The 22,955-nt window shown below is 47.7% G+C and carries 17 protein-coding genes and 4 riboswitches; of the genes, 8 read left to right on the plus strand and 9 right to left on the minus strand.

Annotated elements, in window-relative coordinates:
* The first annotated feature begins 1 nt into the window (after position 1).
* The 5 genes from AB1552_07840 (at position 2) to AB1552_07860 (ending at position 5,991) form a co-directional block, all read left to right on the plus strand.
* Positions 2-1,240 carry an ABC transporter ATP-binding protein gene (locus AB1552_07840; protein MEW6053683.1) on the plus strand — a complete coding sequence of 413 codons (1,239 nt, stop codon included), beginning with the start codon at positions 2-4 and terminating at the stop codon, positions 1,238-1,240.
* Between the two features lie 103 nt (positions 1,241-1,343).
* Positions 1,344-2,537 carry a glycosyltransferase gene (locus tag AB1552_07845; protein ID MEW6053684.1) on the plus strand — a complete coding sequence of 398 codons (1,194 nt, stop codon included), beginning with the start codon at positions 1,344-1,346 and terminating at the stop codon, positions 2,535-2,537.
* The gene (locus AB1552_07850; protein MEW6053685.1) at positions 2,509-3,840 is read left to right on the plus strand and encodes a glycosyltransferase; all 1,332 of its coding nucleotides are present in this window, start codon (positions 2,509-2,511) and stop codon (positions 3,838-3,840) included. Before AB1552_07845 ends, AB1552_07850 begins: the two co-directional genes overlap by 29 nt.
* The gene (locus AB1552_07855) at positions 3,821-5,032 is read left to right on the plus strand and encodes a glycosyltransferase (protein ID MEW6053686.1); all 1,212 of its coding nucleotides are present in this window, start codon (positions 3,821-3,823) and stop codon (positions 5,030-5,032) included. Before AB1552_07850 ends, AB1552_07855 begins: the two co-directional genes overlap by 20 nt.
* A complete protein-coding gene (locus AB1552_07860) occupies positions 5,029-5,991 on the plus strand; it encodes a UDP-glucuronic acid decarboxylase family protein (GenBank protein MEW6053687.1) in 963 nt (320 codons plus the stop codon). The genes AB1552_07855 and AB1552_07860 overlap by 4 nt, the downstream gene beginning before the upstream one ends.
* A gap of 298 nt (positions 5,992-6,289) precedes the next feature.
* On the opposite strand, the gene AB1552_07865 is transcribed toward AB1552_07860, so the two are convergent.
* The 9 genes from AB1552_07865 to AB1552_07905 form a co-directional block, all read right to left on the minus strand.
* Positions 6,290-7,939: a fibronectin type III domain-containing protein gene (locus AB1552_07865; GenBank protein MEW6053688.1), complete on the minus strand. Its 1,650-nt coding sequence runs from the start codon at positions 7,937-7,939 to the stop codon at positions 6,290-6,292.
* A gap of 68 nt (positions 7,940-8,007) precedes the next feature.
* A riboswitch (cyclic di-GMP riboswitch) is annotated at positions 8,008-8,094 on the minus strand.
* A gap of 61 nt (positions 8,095-8,155) precedes the next feature.
* Positions 8,156-8,242, minus strand: a riboswitch (cyclic di-GMP riboswitch).
* Positions 8,243-8,485: 243 nt separating this feature from the next.
* Entirely contained in the window at positions 8,486-10,843 is a 2,358-nt protein-coding gene (locus AB1552_07870) for a DUF1566 domain-containing protein (protein MEW6053689.1), read from the minus strand.
* A gap of 66 nt (positions 10,844-10,909) precedes the next feature.
* A riboswitch (cyclic di-GMP riboswitch) is annotated at positions 10,910-10,996 on the minus strand.
* 66 nt (positions 10,997-11,062) lie between these two features.
* A riboswitch (cyclic di-GMP riboswitch) is annotated at positions 11,063-11,148 on the minus strand.
* Between the two features lie 117 nt (positions 11,149-11,265).
* A complete protein-coding gene (locus AB1552_07875; protein ID MEW6053690.1) occupies positions 11,266-13,149 on the minus strand; it encodes a DUF1566 domain-containing protein in 1,884 nt (627 codons plus the stop codon).
* Positions 13,150-13,586: 437 nt separating this feature from the next.
* Entirely contained in the window at positions 13,587-14,942 is a 1,356-nt protein-coding gene (locus AB1552_07880) for a sigma-54 dependent transcriptional regulator (GenBank protein ID MEW6053691.1), read from the minus strand.
* 13 nt (positions 14,943-14,955) lie between these two features.
* A complete protein-coding gene (locus AB1552_07885; GenBank protein MEW6053692.1) occupies positions 14,956-15,414 on the minus strand; it encodes a hypothetical protein in 459 nt (152 codons plus the stop codon).
* Positions 15,357-16,784 (minus strand): HAMP domain-containing sensor histidine kinase, encoded by a 1,428-nt coding sequence (locus AB1552_07890; GenBank protein ID MEW6053693.1) that lies wholly within the window; start codon positions 16,782-16,784, stop codon positions 15,357-15,359. Before AB1552_07890 ends, AB1552_07885 begins: the two co-directional genes overlap by 58 nt.
* A 192-nt stretch (positions 16,785-16,976) precedes the next feature.
* Positions 16,977-19,226, minus strand: a complete 2,250-nt coding sequence (locus AB1552_07895) for a GAF domain-containing protein (protein ID MEW6053694.1) — start codon at positions 19,224-19,226, stop codon at positions 16,977-16,979.
* A gap of 232 nt (positions 19,227-19,458) precedes the next feature.
* Positions 19,459-20,259, minus strand: coding sequence for a YdcF family protein (locus AB1552_07900; GenBank protein MEW6053695.1), 801 nt, complete (start codon positions 20,257-20,259; stop codon positions 19,459-19,461).
* Positions 20,246-20,776, minus strand: coding sequence for a 2'-5' RNA ligase family protein (locus tag AB1552_07905; GenBank protein ID MEW6053696.1), 531 nt, complete (start codon positions 20,774-20,776; stop codon positions 20,246-20,248). Before AB1552_07905 ends, AB1552_07900 begins: the two co-directional genes overlap by 14 nt.
* A 111-nt stretch (positions 20,777-20,887) precedes the next feature.
* Here AB1552_07905 and AB1552_07910 point away from each other — a divergent pair, with 111 nt between their 5' ends.
* The 3 genes from AB1552_07910 to AB1552_07920 all read left to right on the plus strand — a co-directional run.
* Positions 20,888-21,271: a hypothetical protein gene (locus tag AB1552_07910; protein MEW6053697.1), complete on the plus strand. Its 384-nt coding sequence runs from the start codon at positions 20,888-20,890 to the stop codon at positions 21,269-21,271.
* Between the two features lie 323 nt (positions 21,272-21,594).
* On the plus strand, positions 21,595-22,113 hold the full coding sequence (locus tag AB1552_07915; protein MEW6053698.1) for a hypothetical protein: 519 nt from the start codon (positions 21,595-21,597) through the stop codon (positions 22,111-22,113).
* Positions 22,114-22,512: 399 nt separating this feature from the next.
* The coding region (locus AB1552_07920; protein ID MEW6053699.1) for a hypothetical protein at positions 22,513-22,955 on the plus strand (443 nt) is incomplete at its 3' end.

Here is a 22,955-nt window from a genome sequence, read left to right on the forward strand (position 1 = left end):
CATGCAGAACGGCTTAGTTGTAGAGAATGTTTCAAAATGTTTTCGCATCCAAAAAAACCGTCCCCGCACCATCAGAGACGCGGTAATTCAGAGGTTCAATAAATACCATGACTCGGTCAGCGATCTCTGGGCCCTGCGTGATATCACCTTTTCGGTAAAAAAGGGAACGGTTTTAGGTCTCATCGGCCATAATGGAGCGGGAAAAAGCACCCTGCTGCGCCTTCTCTGCGGTCTGGGAAAACCCACCAGGGGATATATCCTTCGCCCGGGCAATATAGGAACCCTTCTTGAACTGGGAAGCGGGTTTCATATCGACATGACCGGCCGTGAAAACCTCATGACGGGAGGTCTTTTGTCCGGCCTCACCACACGACAGGTGAAAGCCGTTGAGGAGAAGATAATTCATTTTGCAGAGCTTGAAAAATTCATCGATCAGCCGGTCAGAACCTACTCCAGCGGAATGTATCTTCGTCTCGCCTTCTCGACTGCTATCCATTTCGATCCGGATTACCTGATCATCGATGAAGTTCTGGCAGTAGGTGATTCCCGTTTTCAGCAGAAATGCCTTGACCGTCTCTACGCACTCCGTGACGCGGGGAAATCATTCATTATCGCAACCCATGACATGGAACAGGCACGCTTTTTGTGCAACGAAGTGATTGTTCTGGAGGAAGGCCGCATTGCCATGCAGGGAGATCCTGAGAGTGCCATCAGCTGCTATCATGATCTCATGCGACAAAGATCTGAGCGAAGAGCAGAGAACCTCTCCGGTGAGATACGACAGCATGCTCTACCGGAAAGGGGAAGCCGTCTTGGCACCCAGGAGGCGTTCATACATGCGGTGAATATTTATGACAACTCGGGTACCGCAACCGACAGTATCTTGAGCGGGGAAGCTCTCACTCTCGAGCTTCAATACCGACTTGTTAAGCCCGTATCTGACATGGCTCTTACCCTGGGAATCTACAGCACCAAGAATGTGAAATGTTTTGAGGCGACATTGAATTCCACCAGTGCCATGTTCGGAACGCCCGAAGAACATGGTCGTTTCATTTGTCATATACCGGAACTTCACCTGCTTTCAGGACAGTATTTTATAAATGTGGGTATCTATCCCTGCAATTGGGATTTTGTCTATGACTACCACTGGCAGATGCATGTCCTGCACGTCGTTGAGAAGCAGGAACACGCCTCAAATATTACCGGTGTAATTTCTGTGAACCCAAGATGGTCGGCATGATCCTGATTAGAAGAAACCTGCAAAGGGTTTTCACACAGCGATAAAATCATATCTGTCTGAAATGCCTCATCCCGTTTTTTAATGAAATCTGGGCTAATTTCTTATGCCTACCGCAGTTATTGATATAGAATGCACACAGATTCCTCCTGAGATTACCGGACTGGAACCCAACAGCCGGGCACTTGTGCTTGTCCGGTTCAAGGGACAGCCGGTCGGTCAGCTCTCACTGCCCCTAATCAACGGGAAGATCAGCAGTACTACTCTGTGCGACGCTCTCATGGGCATGTCTGACTGGCCATTTTGGGAATACTGGCTGAACGACTATATAGGATTTGACAATCTGAATGCAGCAAGCTATGCACCACCATCAGCGACAATTGCAGTCTGCACCAGAAATCGTACCGGAGATCTGCAGCAATGCATAGAGTCCCTCATGAGGTTACCGGACGATGGCCAAGAGATATTGATCGTCGATAATTGTCCGTCCTCAGACGATACGTATTATCTTGTACAGGGATTCAGCAATATCCGCTATGTGAGGGAGGACCGTATTGGGCTCAATGTTGCCCGTAACCGTGCGCTCCGTGAAGCGAAGAATGAAATTGTTGCCTTCATCGACGACGATGCAGTTGCGGATCATCGATGGCTAAGGGCTCTTTTGCGCAACTTTGCAGATCCTTTAGTCATGTGTGTCACAGGGCTTACAATGCCACGGGAGCTTCACACCGAAGCACAAGAATTATTTGAACGTTACAGTCCTTTCGGACGGGGGTTCCGCCGCACCGTATTCACGAAATCGAACATAAACCCTCTTGCGCCTGGAAGGGTTGGGGCAGGGGCGAATATGGCTTTGCGCACACATATCCTGAAACTGGTTGGCCCTTTTGATGAGGCACTTGACTGTGGCACACCAACCCATTCGGGAGGCGATACTGAAATATTTTCGCGAATTCTATGTCATGGATATCGTATCGTCTATGAACCGGCAGCCCTCTGCTGGCACCGCCACCGGCGCACCATGGAGGAACTGCGCAGGACACTTTACGGGTATGGAGCAGGGGTATATGCTTTCTGGACGAGCTGTCTGCTTCGGGGCGAGTTTAACGTATTCAGACTGGCACGGAACTGGTTTTTGCATGAGCAAATTCACAGAGTGGTCCGCGCTTTCCTGTTCCGGCCCGACAGACTCCCGATGGATCTTATTCTGAGTGAATTACGTGGATGTATTGCCGGTCCTTTTGCTTATTTATCATCGCGCAGACGAGTATATGAAAAAGACAGAAACAATGGTCAATAATACCCGGGTCTCCATAATTATTCCTACCCATAATCGCAAAACCTCGCTAAAGCGCACACTCGATGCACTTTGCAATCAAACGTATCCTCTTAAAAATCTTGAAGTAATAGTTGTCGCAGATGGTTGCATTGATGGGACAATAGAACTGCTAAGGGGATACGCAGCTCCTTTTGTCCTGCGTGTTATTGAACAATCGCCCAAAGGTGCCGCTGTCGCCCGCAATCATGGCGCAGCAAATGCCATGGGGCAGATATTGCTGTTCCTGGACGATGATATTGAGTCAACGCCTTCTTTGATTGAAACGCATGCTCTCCGCCATTATGGCCGGTCCAGGCAGGTTGTTATTGGCTATTCGCCCCCCGTGCTTGAGGGTCCGATCGACTTATTCAGCATGGGACTTCGTTCATGGTGGGAAGACAAGTTAGCATCCATGAAAACGCCCGGGCACCGGTTTATCTACTCTGATCTTTTGAGCGGAAACTTTTCACTCGAAACCGACCTCTTTAGAAAAGCAAATGGATTCAATCAGGATTTTCGGTGCCGAGAAGACTATGAACTTGGCATACGCCTGATGAGCATTGACGCATCTTTTGTTTTTGAACCCAACGCTATCGGGTATCACCATGAAACGTCTGACCTGTCTCGCCATTTGACACGTGTGTATCAAGAAGGACGCGCAGATGTGCTTATCGGACGTTATTACCCGAATCTCCTTCCTGTTCTTCCTTTTTCAGGTCTCAGAATGCCCGGCTCTTTTATTAAAAGAACTCTCTTGAGAATTGCTTTCAGGTTACCAGGATTGGCTGACAGATTCGCAGTACGACTGAAGACCGTGTCTGCTCTGCTGGAATGGCTGAAGCTGAGGAACAGATGGCATCAGCTCCATAATATTCAGCATTATTACTGGTATTGGCGGGGAGTTTCCGATGAATCAAATACTGTGCAGGCATTTGATAATTTCACACATTGCAGGCCGGGTTATGCTGATAAAAATTATTCATGCATTGAAATAGATCTCAGCAATGGTATTGAGGAAGCAGAGGAGCTACTTGATCAGGAACGTCCTGAACACGCATATATCCTGTATGGCAAGCGTCCGATAGGTCACATACCGCCAAACCCCTGTGCTGAAAGGCTTTCCGGCAAACATCTGCGCCAAATATTGGCAAATGAACTTGCTGCACCATTGCTGAAAGCGCTTATCGCTGAGAAGGTCATGAGCAGAGCCGACAACTCTTCTTGTCAGCGGTTGCACCATTACCGACAATATTCAGGAGAAGAGAATGCCCAGAAAAGTGCTTGATCTCGAGCTGTCAGCAGATATGAAGCCAATCTGGGGAATCGAAAGATACGAATGCCTCCACATATTAGTGCGTTATCATGGAAAACCTTTCAGTTGGCTATACTTCAATAACGGCACGCATCAGCCTTCAGTCTCTGCAGAAAGCCTCCGTGAGACTATCATTGAGCAACTCTGGAATAAAATGGGCTTTGCGGCAATAATGGATCAAATGCATTATAAAGCACCCGACAATTCCCGGCTTCCGCCGATCAGCGTCGTTGTGTGCACCCGCGATCGAACTGCCCAGCTTGCAAACTGCCTTCAGTCGCTCATGACCATTGACTATCCTGATTATGAGATCATTATAGTTGACAACGCTCCATCAAATGAAAAAACCGCTCAACTGGCAGTTGACCTCCCGGTCCGCTATGTTCGCGAAGATCATCCCGGCCTCGACTGGGCACGTAACCGCGGACTTTCCGAAGCACGTCACGGCATTATTGCCTTTACTGATGATGATGCAATGCCTGATCGCTATTGGCTGCGAGCCATTGCATCAGCTTTTGCCGAACCAGACGTAATGGCAGTAACCGGTTTGGTAGTCCCTGCTGAACTGGAGACCACGGCGCAAATAAATTTTGAGATCGGCTATGGGGGAATGGGCAAGGGGTTCCGTCGCCGGATTTTCAACAGAAAGGGACTGACAACACGCGAATTGCTCTGGTCCAGTAACTTCGGGGTCGGCGCCAATATGGCCTTCCGCCGTCAACTCTTCGAAGTAATTCATCCCTTCGATGTGGCACTTGATGTCGGGACACCCAGTAAAGGCGGAGGTGATATTGAAATGTTTCACAGAATTCTTGCACACGGCTACACGTTGTTGTATGAGCCTGCCGCGGTAGTCTGGCATGTCCACAGGCGGTCCAATTCATCTTTGAGAAGGCAAATTCATTCCAACGGTTGCGCCTTTGGTGCATATTTACTCACATGCGCACGCAATCGCACCGTGAGCCGCCTGTCACTCCTGCATTTTTCGATCTACGAATGGCTCGGATGGTGGATTGTTCGCCGTCTGCTTCGGCCAAACGGGTTTTCAAGACGTTTAATTCTGAACGAATTGATGGGAGCGACTCTGAGCCCATTTGCCTTTCGGAAAGCTCTGAGGCAGGCAAAATATCTTACTGATTCAAGGAGAGATACCATTTCATTATGAAAAACTACCTGGGCAAAAGAATTCTCGTCACAGGCGGAGCAGGATTCCTCGGGTCTCACTTATGTGAGAAACTTTTAAATGGAGGCGAAGAGGTATTGTGTATCGACAACTTTTACACAGGGAGGAGATCCAATATTGCCCATCTTCTGGTAAATCCCTTTTTTGAAATAATGCGGCATGACATCACATTTCCGCTCTATGTGGAAGTCGACGAAATTTACAACCTCGCCTGTCCTGCTTCACCGATACACTACCAGTCTGATCCCATTCAGACAACCAAAACGTCCGTCCACGGTTCCATTAATATGCTCGGGCTTGCAAAACGGCTCAGGGCAAAAATTCTTCAGGCATCGACTTCAGAGGTTTACGGAAACCCGAAAGTTCACCCGCAGCCTGAAGATTATTCCGGAAACGTGAATTTTACCGGAACGCGTGCGTGCTATGACGAAGGGAAACGCTGCGCAGAAACGCTCTTTTTTGACTATCACAGGCAACATGGACTGAAGATTAAAATAGCGCGCATTTTTAATACATACGGACCGAGAATGCACCCTAATGACGGTCGGGTGGTAAGCAGTTTCATAATGCAGGCACTGAAAGGAGAACCCATCACAGTTTACGGCGACGGACAGCAGACAAGGTGTTTCTGCTATGTTGATGATATGATAGAAGGCATAATGAAGCTTATGAGCAGTGCTGATAATCTCACGGGGCCGATTAATTTGGGCAGCCCTGCAGAAGTGTCCGTCATAGCACTTGCTGAGTTAGTAATCAGATTAACCGGTTCCTCATCCAAAATTATTTTTAAATCCCTACCCCCCGATGATCCGCAACGCAGGCAGCCTGACATAACACAGGCGAAGCAGGAACTGCTCTGGGAACCGGAAACGTCATTAGAAAAAGGATTGGACAAAACAATCGCATATTTCAGGAACCTGCTGGACAGATATGGATTCTGAGTTTTTGAGGTCTGGTTAATTAGCCGGCGGGTATTGGTATCCTTTCCGCAGCCTTTATCATCGTGCTCAAACAGGGCAGCCCGATAAGCTGCGCAAAGGTCAGAACTGATAATGTGTAACGGCATGAAATCAAAGTCTGTGCTTCAGGGATGAGTAGTTCTTTTGCCGCAGATGTGCATGGGAATGTGCTGCATATCCCAATCACCTCCGGAACCGGGGTGACTGGGATATTTTTTCGATATGAACAGGTACACTTGTTCATACCTGTTCACAAAATACCGTTTCTATCCGTTTTTCCTCACGGAATCAGGGTGACTTTTACCGCATCTGCACTGGTGCTCGTCGGATATGGTTGAGACAGCACCGTTACCTTATACCGTACTCCCGCATTAAAGTAATACGTCCCCAGATTGTTCCAGACGCCGCCGTTCTTCTGCTGGTCGACACTGACCCGTGTTTTCCCGCCTGCATGCTCGATATCCACAGGGACGCTTGCGCTTCTTGACGACCATGCGGTCCACCACATCGATACATCATATGCACCGGTATAGGACGGACTGAAATGCCATGAAAAGGTGGCCCCGTTGCGGCTCCAGACCGAATCGTTTCCATAAGGGCTTGCCCCGCCCGAGACATCCCATACGCCTGTCATGGAAGTTCGGCTGTCGCGATTGTCTATCACAATCTCCTCCGCATAATCCGAGATGAACTGAAATGCCACTGCATCCGCAGCGGTGCTCACGGTTGCGCCGTCTGCCGCGGTGACCGTTACACTCCCGGGTCCCTGAAAATAATATTTCCCCAGGCTGTTCCACATTCCTGAATCCTTCTGCTGGTTTACTGTAATGCTTTCCGTGCCCCCTTGATAGGTAACGGTTACCGGAACACTGGCCGCCCTGGATGGCCAGCCGGACCACCACATCATCACCTCGTATATTCCGGGTACCGGGGGATTGATCTGCCAGGTATACGTTGTACCGTTGCGCGACCACAGGCTGTCTGCCCCGTACGGATGCTTCCCTCCTGATATGCTCCACGTGCCGGTATATGAAGTGCCGGGGTCTCCGTTATCCACAACATTCAGGGCGTAAGGATCGCTCTCAAAGACCGCTTCGATGGTGTGGGGTGCGGTAATGTTGGTAAAGGTATAGGAAGCAACCGCCCCTGCGGAGATTCCGTCTATTTTCACATCCGACAGCAGATATCCATCATTTGCGGAAATGCTGTAGGTTTTGCTCGCACCATGCGTGACCACCGAAGTACCTGAGGGAGATATGATACCCCCGTTCGAGGCTTTGGCCGTCATAGTATATGTCTTTACCGCAAACACCGCCGCAACCGTTCTTGAAGCATTCATAGTGACGGTACATAAACCCATGCCTGAACATGCACCCTCCCATCCGCTGAATGTGGAATCCGCATTCGGCGCAGCCGTTAATGTGACCGATGCGCCTGAATTATATGATTCGGTACAATCCGAACCGCAACTTATCCCGGCAGGAGAAGAGGTCACCATTCCTGAACCCGTTCCGGCTTTGCTGACCGTAAGGAGATACTGCTGAATCGGTTTGGGGATAGTCCTGCTGATCTCATTCGACAATTTGCTCTCCTGGCCTGATACATTGTACGCAGTGACTGCGAAATAGTAGGTCGTTCCTTCCGCCAAATTAGTTACCGTGTGCGTGGTAACGTTACCCGCGTCGATTTTCTGCGCATAGGATCGGGAAGCTGTACCGTAGTGCACCCGGTACCCTGCGAGGTTGGTTATCGGGGTTCCGTCCTCGTTGGCGGTGGGCGCTTTCCAGACCAGAGTCGTCTGGGCCGGATATGCATTCGAACCAATGACTGCCAGCGAGATAATACACAGTGCACTGAAGAAAAATACAAATGCCTGAATCGGAGAAAATCTGTTCCTTGATTTTGCTGCTCTGTTGCGTTGTACCTTCATGAACGCACCTCCATTGTCTGAATTTTCAAAGCCGCACGAGATTCACTGCACTGGAAGTGCTGTTATCGTCCGGCAACCCTGCTGCCTTATCCCTTCAGGGACTTAGGCCAGTGGCTTTGCGTCCAACCCTTTCGGGTTGTTTGCCTTTTTCGGTTCATAAAAAAGGCCTGTTTCCGCAGAGAAACAGGCCTTTTCCGTTCTCAAGATTCCTGCTTCTTCGGCAACCCGGCTATCCTGTTCGCGCCCCCCGCAGGACCCGTGGCTTTGTGCCCCCTGGTTACCCAGGGTTTACCTTTCTCGGAAACACTGTCTGCATATCCTCTCACATGGTGCGAGAGAATTTGTTCGTCTGATTTTAGTGTAATCGGCGGATGCCCCATTTGTCGGTGACAGTCATCACATTTTGTGGAGACCTGCGGAATATCTGAGACGAATCCCGGAGGGGTGGGCTGTGTTCAGGGAATACTGAACATGCGTCTTTTTGACAGCAGAGAAAAAGAATCGGAAAGGGAAAGGGATACCCAGTACCCCTTCCCTTTCTGCGGGTTACTTTCCTGTTTGGGTAGTGCCGGCCTGCGCATTTCGCACCGGCCATATATAGAGTTTCGCGCGCATCTTTACCGGCAAAACCTTTGCCTGCTTCATATCTATCTTCCAACCCTGTATAACGGCTGACGCCGCAACAGTGGAAGTCCAGTACGAGGATGACTTGACATTAAGGAAACCGTTCGAATTCAGCCAGTCTGAAGAATCGTATGCCCCGTAGTTGAGCATGCTTTCGAGTTCCCTGACATTCGGGACTCTCCAGTCTGGGTAGTCGGCTGTGTATCCCAGGCAGTTGTACCTGCCGGGATTCTCATTCATCTCCGCGATCGTAATCAGGGCACCGCTCCAGTTCTTCCTGTTCAGACATGCACCGTCCTTCAGCCACATCAGGCCGGTCATCGTGTCAGTCACGGTGCCGTCTCCATTATCAAGGAATCTCGGCTCCGGCCATTGCGCTCCTGCCTGCACCTGTCCGCTGCTCCGGGCACCATCTCTGTTCGTCTGCCCGCTCATTGGTACGCTGTACGAATGATTGTCCGCACCGGTATTCGCGGTGCGCACTGCGGTTACGTAATTGCTCTTTCCCTTTGATACGGGGGTCTCAGTTCCGTTCGTCATTTTGATCATCCAGGCCTGCTTTTCATTCTGGTGTGCGGTTGATGACCAGTACGAACCTGCCCTGATATTGATGAAGCCGCTGCTGTTCAGCCATGCGGAGGTATCGCCGACTCCGTAATGTATGAGACTCTCGAGCTCCCTGATGTCGGGAACCCTCCAGTCAGTATAGATTCCGGCATATCCGGTGCAGCGGTACTGCATCGGCGCATCGTTGAGGCTTTGTACCGTTTCAAGTGCATTCCCCCAGTTCGCCTTGCTCAGGCATGACCCGTCCTGAAGCCACATGAGGCCGGTGAGCATATCCGTTACCGTACCGTCACCGTTATCGATAAACCTCGGGTCAGGCCATTCAATCCCCGCCTGCACATCTCCGTCATCGCCGGACGCATAACTTGTATCCTGACCAGTCTGTGGGAGATTAATCATATTTTCTGCTTTCTCGACAGCCTTGCCTTCGAGCGAAACGTCTAAAACCGGGGTGTCAGGGTCGTTTGAGGTGACACGCAAATATCCGCTCTTTGCGCCTGCGGATGACGGAATAAAGACCGTGCCGATTGTGCATCTGCCGGCAGGCTGCAGGACACGGCCTGAGCAGTTGTCATCCATGAGAAGAAATTCTGTGCTGTTTGTGCCGGCAATCGTGACGGTCCCCATCAACAGATCAAGGGACCCCATATTTGTAATCGAGAATGTTTGAGCCCGGGAACTCTCATTCATAATGACATCGCCGAAATCATATGCTGCAGGAGCTACGGAGATATCGGGACTGGTGACGTTTCTGAAGATTGCCTTTATGGTATGATCTGCGGTGACCCCGGAAAACGTATAGTTGTCTGGCGTCCCGACTGATTGGTTGTCTACGATTACCTCCGCAATCCGGTAATCCGAAAATGCCGTAATGGCAAATGCCTGACTGGCCCCATGAGTTACGACAACGGCTCCGGATGGGGTAATGCTTCCGCCCGTATCTGCGGTCGCGCTAATTGTGTAAGTCTTTGCTGTGAAGGTCGCAGTTACGCCCTTTGCTGCATCCATTGTAACAGCACACGCACCGTTTCCTGTGCATGCCCCTGACCATGCCGTAAAACGAGACGCTGGATCCGGCGAAACCGTCAAAGATACGATTGTGCCATAATTATATGCCTCTGTGCAGTCACTTCCGCAGCTGATGCCCGAAGGAGATGAGGTGACCACCCCTGTGCCGGTCCCACTAATATTTACGGTAAGTACATGTGTAGATGGTGGCGGCGGTGGCGGCGGCGGTGGTGGCGGCGGTGGTGGCGGCGGTGGTGGCGGCGGTGGTGGCGGCGGTGGCGGTGGCGGCGGTGGTGGCGGTGGTGGCGGTGGTGGCGGTGGTGGCGGAGCCGGCTGCGCCATAGTCCTGCTGATCTCGTTTGAATATTTGCTCTCCTTCTGTGAAGTATTGAATGCGGTAACCGCAAAGTAATACGTTACCCCGTCGGAGAGGTTCGGAACCGTAAAGGTCGTGACATTGCCGACATTGATGCTACTTGTATAATTGCGTGAGGAAGTACCGTAGTAGACTTTATATCCTGCAAGCCCGGTAAGCGGTGTGCCGTCCTCGTTTGCAGCAGGAGGATTCCAGAGAAGTGTTGTCTGGGCTGCGCTGCCCACACCAGAAAAACCAAGAATAATGAAAATGGTAAGCAATACTGAGAAAACGATGCTGAAATATCCTGACCGGCAAGTCCCGGCATGTAGTACAGACGGTTTTTTCATAAGAGTATCTCCCTTTGTTTAGTTATCCGGCCGTCCCAGATGCAGTTTCAGGAAATACTGTATCCGTCCGGCAGCCCTGCAGCCGTATCCCGTTCAGAACTTAGGCCAGCAGCTTTGCGTCCAACCCTTTCGGGTTGTTTGCCTTTTTCGTTGCTCAAACAAAAAAAGCCTGTTTCCTCAAAGGGAAACAGGCTTCTTCGGTTCGAAAAGCGCTGTTTCTTCGGCAGCCCGGCTGTCCTTATCAAAATCTTTCAGGACCCGCGGCTTTGTGCCCCCCGGTTACCCGGGGTTTACCCTTTCGGAAACCTTAGTTCTCTTATGTCTCTTTAGAAAGATCTCCAGAGCATGTCTGCTCTTTTGCCTACATTGTATATGATGTGTAGCATCATTTCTGTGATTTGTATCACAAATATTGCATTTTCTTATTCTGTTTCAGATACTGCCATCCCCCGCACCGGAACCGTGGAAAATTTTTTCTTTTTGTGACTGACCGCTCTCCGGACCTTTTTCATATGTACCCCATAAGCGGTCTTTTCCTTCCCTGCCTTTGAGGTCGATGACCAGTGCCAGGAATTGCTCATATTTCTGAAGCCCATCCTGTCCAGCCATGCTGATGTATCTGTCTCCCCGTAGTGCATGAGGCTGTCAAGCTCCACGATATTCGGGAGTCTCCAGTCGGTATAGTGAGCACTGTATTCAAGGCAATTATACCTGCCCGGGTTTTCATTCATTTCTGTTATGGTAATCAGGGCTCCGCTCCAATTCTCTTTGTGTAAGCAGCCCCAGTCCTTCATCCACATCAGACCGGTGAGTGAATCGGTAATCGTCCCGTCGCCGTTGTCAACAAAACGCGGCTCGGGCCATGCGGTCCCTGGCACAATATCTCCGTCATCGCCAAAGGCAAAACTTTCGGTCTGTCCGGTTACGGGTATTTCGTACGGACTCCCCTGGGTTGTGCTGCGTACTGCCATGGTGTAGTTCTTTTTCGATTTTCTGGAAGAGGTTTCAATTCCGTGGGCGAGATGTAGCATTCTTGCCTGGATCGCTCCGGAGTGTGTAGTAGACGACCAGTACCAGGATTTTTGCATATTGCTGAATCCCGTGCTGTTCAGCCATGCAGTGGTATCAGTCTCTCCATAATGCAGGAGACTGTTCATCTCCTTGATATTCGGCATTCTCCAGTCAGCATACTGGGCGCTGTACCCGGTACATGAATACGTTCCAGGATTACTGTTCAGACGCGCAATTGCATCAACTGCATCGCTCCATTTCTTTCTCTTGAGACACCCTCCGTCCCTCAGCCACATAAGCCCGGTAAGTGTATCCGTTACTGTGCCGTCCTTGTGATTAATGAACCTCGGCTCAGGCCATTCAATTCCCGCCCTGATATCCCCGTCATCACCGGATGCAGAACTTTCTGTCTGTCCTGTTGCGGGCAAAAATGAAAAATAACTGTCTGCGATAGTCCCGTCAGACATATTCAGGAAATATGCACGTATGGTATGACCGGCGGCAACACTGGAAAAAGTATAGGTGCCCGCAGTTCCTGCAGGGGTATCGTCTACTATGATTTTTGCTATCGAATATCCGACATCTGCAGTTATGCTGAATACCTGCGTTGACCCGTGGGTGACCGCAACAGCGCCGGAGGGTGCAATGCTTCCTCCTTTTCCTGCAGAGGCCTTAATGGTATATGTCTTGATTATGAATTTTGCCGTAACACTCTTTGCCGTTTCCATTGTCACAGTACAACTGCCGGTTCCGGTGCACGCCCCGGACCATCCGGTGAAGAAAGAACCCGGATCTGGCGATGCAGAAAGGGTTACAGAAGCTGCCGCAAGGTATATCTCCGAACAGTCAGAGCCGCAGGAGATGCCGGCAGGAGAGGAGTTCACCGAGCCTGAACCGGTTCCGCTTTTGCTGACTGTCAGTAAATTTGTTGAAGGCGGTGGAGGCTGCGGTGGATTCGGCCCAGTAATCGTCCTGCCGATTTCATTCGAATATTTGCTCTCTTTTTGTGAAGTATTGTAGGCGGTAACCGCAAAATAGTAGGTTGCTCCCTCAGAAAGACCGGAAACTGTCTTCATTGTGTTGTTGCCGACATCTATGCTTTGGGAATAGCTGCGTGATACAGTTCCGTAATAGATCTTGTATCCCGCAAGGTCAGTCAGAGGTGTGCCGTCTTCATTGACAGTCGGGGGATGCCAGGAAAGGGTTGTACTGCCTGCAAAGGCGGCACTTGTACCAAGCAAATAAATGAATACTAAAGCACATGCAGTGAGGAACCCCTTATGTCGTGTATGCAATACCTGTTATACCCATCCTCATGTTTTTTTCATAAAACAATCATCCGGAATAGAATAGCAAGATACATACCACATACCTATATCGGATTTAACAATTTGATTTATAATGATATTATTTCGTGTGAGAGATTTGCGTCCTTTTGACACACAATGAACTGTATGGAAATACCTACGAAACATGAATACACTATAATCCCAGATCCCGCCATAAACAACTCAAACGTTTGGCAAACAGGTCATTGCGAGTACCTGAAAGGTGCGCGGCAATCTCAGATGATAAGACAAGATTGCTTTGCTATACTCACAGTGACTATGTGTATCGCTGGACTTGAGATTAAGAGTATTTATAAAATTATGAAGAGAAGGAAAGACAGATTAATACATGTATGATAATCCATACACCTGTGTATAAATAAGACACAGATACAGATGAGGGCTTAGAATTTCTTGAAATCTTCGGGTCTGATATTATATTTTTTCAGAAGGTTATAGAGGTCAGCCCGGTATTTTCCTGCAAGTTGCGCTGCCTTGCTGACATTGCCCCTGGTCAGTTCAAGAAGGCTGATGAGGTATTTCCTCTCAAATTTCGCCTTTGACTCTCTGAGAGGCTGCAGCGGTTCTGAAGGACTTGAAGGCAGAACCAGCTCTTCAGTAAGAATATCGTGCCTGCTCATAGCAACTGCATATTCAATGGTATTTTCAAGTTCCCGTATATTTCCCGGCCAGTCATGAAGCATAAGCTTCTGCATGGCAGGATGGCTCACGCCCTGTATTGCCTTGTTCGTCTGCTGACTGAATTTTTTCAGGAAATGCTCAACGAGCATCGGGATATCCTCTTTTCTTTCTCTGAGAGGCGGTATCAGAATAGGAATCACATGAATCCGGTAGAAAAGATCCTCCCGGAATGTACCCTCCTCCATCATTGCTTTCAGATCCTTATTTGTTGCAACAATAACGCGGACATCCACTTCCACCGGTATCAGACTGCCGACAGGATAGAACTGCCGCTCCTGCAGAAACCTCAGCAGTTTAACCTGTGTCGCAAGCGGCATGTCTCCGATCTCATCCAGAAAAACACTCCCCTTGTCTGCCTGGAGCAACAATCCCCCTGAACTCTTGAATGCTCCGGTGAATGCCCCCTTCTCATATCCGAAGAGCTCGCTTTCAAGAAGTGTCTCCGGTATTGCCGCGCAGTTTATGGCAAGAAACGGTTGATCTTTCCGGGAGCTTGCAAGGTGAATGGTTTTCGCAATCAGTTCTTTCCCTGTTCCGCTTTCTCCATGGATAAAAACAGTCGAGTCAGTCTGCGAGACAAGAGATACCTGTTCCAGAACGCTGTGCATTTTTGCACTCTTGCCGATGATATTCCTGAAATCATACTTCTCGGAGAGAAGTCCCTGGAGCCTCTTGATTTCCCTGGCAAGCATCGTATTTTTCAGGGCATTTTCTATTTGCAGCAGGAGCTCGCGGTGATCAAAGGGTTTTGTTAAGTAATTATACGCTCCCATTTTTATCGCCTCCACAGCGCTGTCGATACTCCCGTACGCCGTGAGAATGATAACCGGCATTTCGGGGTTTATTGCATGCAACTCTTTCATAAGCACTATACCGTCCCTGCTGTCCAACTGAAGATCGACCACCGCAAGATTGATGATATGCTCTCTCATCCTGTTCAGTGCCTTTTCTTCATCAGAAGCTGTCACAACCTCGTAATCTGACGATTCAAGGCGTATCTTCAGCAATTCCAGGAGGTTTACATCATCGTCTACGACAAGTATTTTCTGACGGGACACAGGCTTATCCCTCCTACCGGAGCAACTCTTTCTTCATCTCCTGGATCTTCACATCAACCTCTTTTGACCTCTCTATGACTACAAGGACACCTATCCATATCCTTGCCTGTTCTGCCAGATGACTTGCAGGATACTCGCGCAGCAGTCTCTCAAAAAAAAGACGGGATTTCCGGTAGTCCTTTTTCGGATTCCTGAAATGCGCAGCAGCAAGTCCCAGGTTGAACAATGCTTCATCCGCAAGGGGCATCTCCGGATATATTTCAAGCACTGCGTTGCCGAATTCCATGGCACGCTCGTAATTCCCTTTCTCCAGCATTTTTTTTGCAGCTGCAAGCTGTTCAGAGGCCTGTTCCCGGTGCAAAGCCTCTTTTCTCAAACCCTGTTCAATCGCGCAACCGCTCAAACCTGCCCACATCAGGCAGGCAACAAAAAAATAAATGTACTTCCCTGTCCGGAGTTGTTTTCTGCCCATACCTTTCCCCCATGGCTTCGAATAATGCTCTTTACGATAGCAAGTCCCAGACCCGTTCCCTTATGCGTGCTGCGGAATTTGTCAAACACTGATCCAAGGTTTTCTCTGGGGATGCCGGGCCCCTCATCTGAAACAGCCACTTCCAAGTGACTGTTGTTTGACCGCGCGAAAACTCTGACAAGACCTCCTTCAGGCGAATATTTGACCGCGTTTCCGAGCAGATTCCTTAATGCCTGCAGTAACTTGTCAATGTCCATTCTGATATGTGGAACATTCTCTTCAATATGCAGTTCTGTCCTGATGTTTTTCGATTTTGCAAGTGGCTCTATTTCAATAATAGCCCTTTGCAGGAGGGGCGCAATGTCGCTCTCCACAAAATGATACTGCATCTTGCCGGCTTCCATTTTGGAAAGGTCCATAATGGAATTGATCAGATCTATCAGCCGGTTGCTTTCAGCAGCGATTATTTTCAGAATCCTTTTCTGCTTCTCGCTTGCTTCTCCGCCTATCCCGTCGAGAAGGAGATTCGTCCCCTCTCTTATTGAGGTGACGGGAGTCCGCAGTTCATGCGACATGAACGCAAAAAAATCGGTCTTTATCTTATCCGTCTCTCTCAGTTTATGGCACATCATATTGAAATCCTGTACCAGTTCATCTATTTCTGAAGACGAGGAGATTCGCATGTCGCCTCCCCTGTAATGTCCTCCTGCTATCTCCTTCGTCTTTTTTCTCATTACCGCAAGAGGCCTGGTGATGCTCCTTGTGATGATAATCGAAAGGATTATGCAGCATGCCACTGACAACACCGTTACCAGCAGCACTACCTTGCGGGCATTGATATCCGACTTTTCCAGCCTGACAAGTTTTTCATAGATGCTGTTCTCATTCTGATTCCTCAGTTCTCTCAGGCCGGTTATTATGTCTGCAACAGCCTTCTCTTTTTCCCCGGCATAGAGGTCATGAGGATAACGACTGCCCTTTTTAAGGAATTCAGCTTCCTTTTCAAAAATATCCAGATAACTCTGATAGGAACGGCTTATGAGTTCCAGTGGTTTCCTGAATTCCTCTCCACCTGCAATTGTTGCCATTTCCCGCAGGGTTTTTTCAAAATCGTTTCTGGTGCCGAGAAAAAGATCATAGATATCTTTATCTTTCATAATAACGTATTTTTTTTCGTAGTTCACGAGTGTCAGTAACATTTCGATCATCTTCTTATTCTGGTTCGTAATACGATTGTGAACAGAAACTATCGAATTCGTGATCTTCCCCAGCCTGTTGAACTGCATGTTTATATACACGATCATGACAATTGTGATCATGAAGATTACAATGTATCCAATGACAAGTTTCGAGAATATCGTCAGTCTCATTTTTTTAAACCGGTGCCAGGCATGATTTACAGGGTTCCAATATATTATAAATGTTTTTTAGGGGGAGAATTCCTTACCCCGTATTGTATTTTCAAGAATCGTTCCAAACCTTTAAAAGGCGCGGATGCCTGAAGAAAGAAAAAGCCGGAAAGAGCAATAATTCCCCGTGAAACCCCTAAGTGACCAATATGCCTAAAGAAACTCTTCCTTCAATACCTCTTCAAAAGCCCTCACAATATCAGGATCATACCGTGAACCGGCTCCGGTTTTTATATCCTGCAAAGCTTCTTCAGGAGAAAAAGACCGGCGATAGGGCTTTTCGGAAATCATGGCACGATACGAATCCACCACTGAGATAACCCTTGAAATCAAGGGTATTTCCGCACCCTTGAGCCCTGAAGGATATCCCGCGCCGTCATATCGTTCATGGTGGTGCAGAATCGCCTTCTTCATTTCTTCCGATCCCTCAAAAGCATCCAGCAGTTCCACTGTCATGGAGGGATGCTGCCTCAGGGATTGCAGGTCAGAGCTCAGAAGCTCCCTTTTGGCAAGAAGGCTGTCATCCATGCTCACCAGTCCAAGATCATAGACCATCGAGATGTACATGGCTTTTTGCTTTTCTGCCTCACTTGCCCCGAGTTTATCCATGATTCCAAATACTAAATCAGACAGAAGCTTCTCCTTTTTATAATACTTTTTTGTCACATCAACAAGATTTCCAAAGGATGCGATCATGCGGTTCAGCTCATCAGGATTGTAATCACCGGAATACAGCTTTGCGAGCAGGCCTGATATCCTTTCCGCAATGACCTGACCGATATAAAGATCCTTCTTGTCGAATACCTCGGAAGTTTTCTTGTTGTTCAGGTTCAGGATACCAATGACTTTATCATTGATCTTCAGCGGAAGAGAGAGAAGAGATTTCGTATTATACTGAGGGATATGCCTCCTCTTCAGGTCAAGTTTTTCAACATCTTCCACCAGGAGCGGCTTCCCCTCTGCTGCCACCCATCCGGCAATCTGCTCTCCGACATTGATTCTGGTATGACGGACTATCTCATCATCCAGTCCTTTCGCGCCCCTTATCGTAAGATCAGAGGTCAGCTCATCTTTGAGCATGATAGAGCATATATTGATGCTCAGCAGTTCTGAAACAAAATCCGCAAAGAGATCCATAATCATGTTGACAGACGTTTCGACGGTCTCCTGCATGCTCTTCGGAATCCTGATCACCACCAGAAAGTTGTCTGCGGAATTCTTTGCTTCAAATGTCCAGCCGTGTGCCTCTGCGGACTTTTTGGCGATGTACAGCCTCATTTCGTCAAAAGACCATTCCTTGTAAAAGAAATACTTGGATTTTGACAAATTGGCTATCACGTCCTCAGAGATGTTTCTCGAAGCAGACAATGAAATATGCAACACCGTGTCATCGCTGACTGACATCTCAATCGAATCGCCGTTTTCAAGATAATGCGACACTCCCTCCAGCAGATTGATAAACAGACTGCTTACCTTGATTTTGTCACCCGTGATGTCCTGAATGTGCCGGTCGACATTCAGCCTGAAGTCGATATTCTTCTCTTTCAGGATAATATTGAGACCCTTTGATTTTGTTATGTCATCAAGTAATCCAGAGAGATTGATCAGGGACTTTTTCATTACCATCGCCTCATTTTCGAGTCTGAGAAAATCAATGAGGTTTTCCACAATAGACACCAGGCCGTTTGTCTCATCGAGAATGATATTGCAGAACTCGTCAATTTTGTTCCTGTGCAATTTTTCCGAATGGAGAAGGAAATATACCGATCCCTTGATTGAATTGAGAGGAGAACGCAGTTCATGGGAAATACGGGTAATAAATTCGTTCTTATCCATGTCGGTTTCTATCAGCCTGCGGTTGATATCTTCAAGTTCAGCCGCCTTTTTTCTGAGCTGACTGATAAGAAAGGCATTTTCAAAAGCTATGGCAGCCTGATATGCGATGGCTTTCAGCAGTCTGAGTTCATCTTCCGTAAAATCCATGCCGTCAGTCTTGTCGTTGATGTTAATGACTCCCAGGAGGCTTTCCCCGCTGACAATGGAACATGAGATAAACGATTTGGTTTTATACCGGTCCCTTTTTGCCCGCCTGAACCGCTCATCCTTCTCGATGTCCTTCACGAGTACCGCATCATGATCCTGCGCTATTATCCCCGCAATACCCTCTCCGATTCTGATTTTGTAATTTCTGATAAAGAGGGGATCGAATCCCCGTGCAGCGAGGATATACAATTCGTTCATCTCGTTCTTCAGCATTAACGAGCCTTTTTCCGCATTGGTATATTCGATCGCACGGTCAAGTATGGTATATGCAAGGGAGATAATATCCTTGGTTGCAGCAATCATGCTTGATATTTCCTGAAGAATCAGGAATTTCTTTTCAAAGGACTGCAGGGTTTCCACTCAGAACAGCTCCTTGAGGCGGGGATAATATTCAGTTTTCATTATTCCTTTTGCACAATGAAACTTAACTAATTTTGCCATTAGTATAGCCTAGCCTCAGGCATAATTGAAACAATTATATTTTCCTTTTTTCTCGTTTAATATCAATAATTTGCTTTTAGTGCGGACATATTGTATTGTTCATATGAATCCAATGGAACGGCGAACTTTTTCGCCAAATGCGTGCTCCTTTTTACAGGTTGCCTTTGAAGAAATAACTTATGTATGCAACTAGCTCATAAAGACATTCTTCGGTGTTTCTGAATCCGTGTGCCTGCGGAACAAATGAATCCGGGGTAATGTTCTTCCCTTTATTGACAGAGAAAACGTCGGGTTCCATTCCCTGCTTTCTGAACATGGCATGAGCCCTTCGCATATGCATTTCGGATGTGACCAAAAGCAGCCTCTTTATGTGGTTGTCCTGTACATATTTTCGCACATTCTCCGCTTCGTTTAACGTTTTTCTTACCTCGCCGTAAATATGAATCTGCCGTTCTTTCAGTCCCATATCGGCTGCCAGTTTCTTCGCATATCTTCCTTCACGGTATATTCTGGAGATGCCGTATTTGTGCGATACACGAACAGAATCACCGATCAGCAAAAGACCGGCCTTTCCTGATTGGACAAAATATATCCCGGCAAGAATCCGGTCAGTACCATCGTGAGATGCAAAGAAATCTTCCGGAATATAGGGGATATCTGCACGTTCAAGGTGCCACGTTGAATCACTTACTCCCGAGAGCACCACAACCGCATCATACGTTTTCTGAGGAGACAAAGTATCATTGACCTTCCAGACTTTCGAAAAGAGATGTCCCGTAAAGGGAATACTGATGGTATAGAGGAAGAGCATCAGGAAAAGTATCTGCTTTCTTCCCTGCTTTTTTGTCAGCAAGAGAATCACGAGCCCGATAAAGAGATAAAGGACAGGATTAATCAGAAATTTTGCGATGTCCTGAAGTTCCATTGCCACGAAATTTTCAGGCGCCGGCAAGAGGGATTTCCTTTACGCTGCACCATTCCCCTGGGTCTGTGTTTACCGAAGCAAGGAACAGGTGTAATGTCCTGACGCCGAGTTCACACGCAAATTCACTTCCTGTTTCCATGACAATTTTCTTTTTTTTGTCCGGATTCAGATTCCCGTATATCAGGCTGAGATGAGGCATATACGGGGTAGTGTCATGCACGCAGAACACCTCTCTTGCAGTTTCATGCAGCAATGCCAGTTCCTTGCTTTTTTCCACCTTTATGAAAAGACATTTGAAATATGCATCTGTGTAATCAAGGGTAGAAAGGCGGATGCGAAAAGGCGTTATGAGCCTGCCCAGTCGAACAATGCGGTCAGTCATCTCTGTTTCGTCTCCGGCTATTCTGCCCAACACGGTCACATGGGGTTCAAAAAAGGGTGTGGAAAATTCCTCGCTCAGGTCCTTAATCAGCCCTCTCAGTCTGTCATAGACTGCTCCTTCGGGCATGATCCACAGTGCAAAATCCTTTTGCTGATTCATCATAATTCACTGCCTTCATGATTTGTAATCTGTCAGATTTCTCTCAATTGTAGCATACTGGAAATTCCAGAGATTGCCAATATGTGGTATATAGTATGCATTAGAGGGGATAGTATGGACATATCACCCGGTTATATCAGGATGTGCGGGGGTGCTGCCGAGATACAGGGGCAGTGGCGACCTGATTTCGGGGACTTCTATGTCTCAATGTCTCTGGATATCCCTTCTCCCTGCCAGACTGTTTGCAGTGACCTTGAAACGCAGCTGTCATACCTGAAAACCCTGAAAGCCGTGTGGCTCCCGAGACAGGACCAGTTGCAGGAAATGGTAATGGAAAACCATGCCACACCATGGGATCTTGCCATAGCATTCAGCAACCTCCTTATGAGTGACAATTCTTTATATTTTGACGGTTTTGACAGCATGGAAAAACTCTGGCTCGGGTTCATTATGTTAAATAAGTACGGGAGAAAATGGAAAGACGGAGAATGGAAATAATTGACATTGCCGGATTCCGGATAAAAGGAGATTTTGCTTGACCTTAGCGCAATATATGTGTAGATTAAGGCTATCACTTGAGAAAAAAACTCATCCATATGCAGGGGTATAAAGTCATCAGAAACGGATATCACGTTCAGGCTGAAAACAATTGGGGGGAAATACATTTATTTCCAAAAATCCATCCATATAAACCCAAATCCAGCGAAACGCATTGACCTGTTTACCAAACGTTTGAGTTATTTATCGCTGGTTCCGGGAAATAATTGTTATAAAAAAAATAGGTTAATCTAGATTAAATCATGGAATACGGAGGCAGGCATATGAAAAAGGCGATTATTTTGTTATTAGTCATGGCATTTGTGTTCTCATTTTCCTCAATCTGTGCAGCGCATAATTCTCTTCTCGGCCCAGGAAATATCGCAGTAAAGCTGAATTATATCAGCTTTACTGAAGATGAAGATACAGGCGTCTATACAGGACTTGAAGGATATGGTGAAATCAGACCCAATTTATATCTCGGCGGGGAAATCGGTTACTCTGATTCTGTCAGTGAGCCGGATATTTTCATTCCGATTGAGTTAAACATCAAATATGCCATAATGGCTGCTCCTGATTTTATCATCGACATAGGCGCAGGGGGGTCTTACAATTATGCTGAAGAAGAGCACTTTGGCAACGATTGGGTTTGGGGTCTGCAATTCTTTGTGGATTGTAACTATAAAATTAACAGGTTCTTTATGGGCATCAACGCAAAATATCAGCAGACTGAGCATTTCAAAAATACTGATGTTGATTTCAACAACTGGAGATTCGGCGGGCAAATAGGGTTGATGTTCTAATCTTTCACGACTTCAAGAAGAAAAAAGCATTTTTTCTGATTGATTATGGTAGAGCTGATCCCGACAGAAGTCGGGACGACCTCTTGAATGCCATTCGTAAAAAAGGGATTTTACAAGTGCTTGAAAATACTGAATTATCATTACCAAACAATGGCTTGTCCCCTTTTTTTATTTGCTTATAGTTCGATATATTTCTACCGTTTTAGATATATTCTTTCACGTTTTTGTCACGTTCTTTCTCGCACCCATGCAGGAGCAGAAATCCGGGCCGGTAGTGTAATACATCCCCTTGGAAAGACAATATTCGTATTTGCGTGATGGGAAGAAGAAAAAAAACCTTGAACCGGCCCAAATAATAATATCTTTGCATTAACTTATCATTTATGATATTTTGATAGCATGAAATGGGAAGGTCTTCTTGCCATTGTCGGCCATGAGGCGGTTTTCTCATCAGCCTTGTTGCTGTCCGGCAGGGTGTCAGCCGCACAGGTGCGCTTGCAGCTGACGCGCTGGGTGCAGACAGGCCGGCTGATACAGCTTCGGCGTGGTCTTTATGCACTTGCGCCTGTATGGCGCAAGGTGGAACCGCACCCCTTTCTTGTTGCCAACAAACTTCAGCGGGGATCATATGTGAGTCTGCAATCGGCGCTTGCATTTTTTGGCGTTATCCCCGAACATGTGCCGGTTGTGACAAGCGTTGGGCCGGGGCGTCCTGAGATGCTCACGGTCCAATTCTTTGCTGTAATGGTCTTCAATGTAAAGCATTATGATTTCCATGATGGACGTTTCTGTGCTGTCTGCCGGTGCAAACGCATCGGGGTTCCTTTCCCCATTGAGCAGAG

Source organism: Nitrospirota bacterium, assembly GCA_040754395.1.
GTDB lineage: Bacteria > Nitrospirota > Thermodesulfovibrionia > Thermodesulfovibrionales > SM23-35 > JBFMCL01.

Bases quoted from the DNA above. Each gene is read 5' to 3' on its own strand.
- AB1552_07890 (MEW6053693.1), bottom strand. From the start codon at position 16,784: ATGAGACTGACGATATTCTCGAAACTTGTCATTGGATACATTGTAATC.
- AB1552_07860 (MEW6053687.1), top strand. From the start codon at position 5,029: ATGAAAAACTACCTGGGCAAAAGAATTCTCGTCACAGGCGGAGCAGGA.
- AB1552_07855 (MEW6053686.1), top strand. From the start codon at position 3,821: ATGCCCAGAAAAGTGCTTGATCTCGAGCTGTCAGCAGATATGAAGCCA.
- AB1552_07845 (MEW6053684.1), top strand. From the start codon at position 1,344: ATGCCTACCGCAGTTATTGATATAGAATGCACACAGATTCCTCCTGAG.
- AB1552_07915 (MEW6053698.1), top strand. From the start codon at position 21,595: ATGAAAAAGGCGATTATTTTGTTATTAGTCATGGCATTTGTGTTCTCA.
- AB1552_07870 (MEW6053689.1), bottom strand. From the start codon at position 10,843: ATGAAAAAACCGTCTGTACTACATGCCGGGACTTGCCGGTCAGGATAT.
- AB1552_07905 (MEW6053696.1), bottom strand. From the start codon at position 20,776: ATGATGAATCAGCAAAAGGATTTTGCACTGTGGATCATGCCCGAAGGA.
- AB1552_07885 (MEW6053692.1), bottom strand. From the start codon at position 15,414: ATGGGCAGAAAACAACTCCGGACAGGGAAGTACATTTATTTTTTTGTT.
- AB1552_07840 (MEW6053683.1), top strand. From the start codon at position 2: ATGCAGAACGGCTTAGTTGTAGAGAATGTTTCAAAATGTTTTCGCATC.
- AB1552_07910 (MEW6053697.1), top strand. From the start codon at position 20,888: ATGGACATATCACCCGGTTATATCAGGATGTGCGGGGGTGCTGCCGAG.
- AB1552_07865 (MEW6053688.1), bottom strand. From the start codon at position 7,939: ATGAAGGTACAACGCAACAGAGCAGCAAAATCAAGGAACAGATTTTCT.
- AB1552_07850 (MEW6053685.1), top strand. From the start codon at position 2,509: ATGAAAAAGACAGAAACAATGGTCAATAATACCCGGGTCTCCATAATT.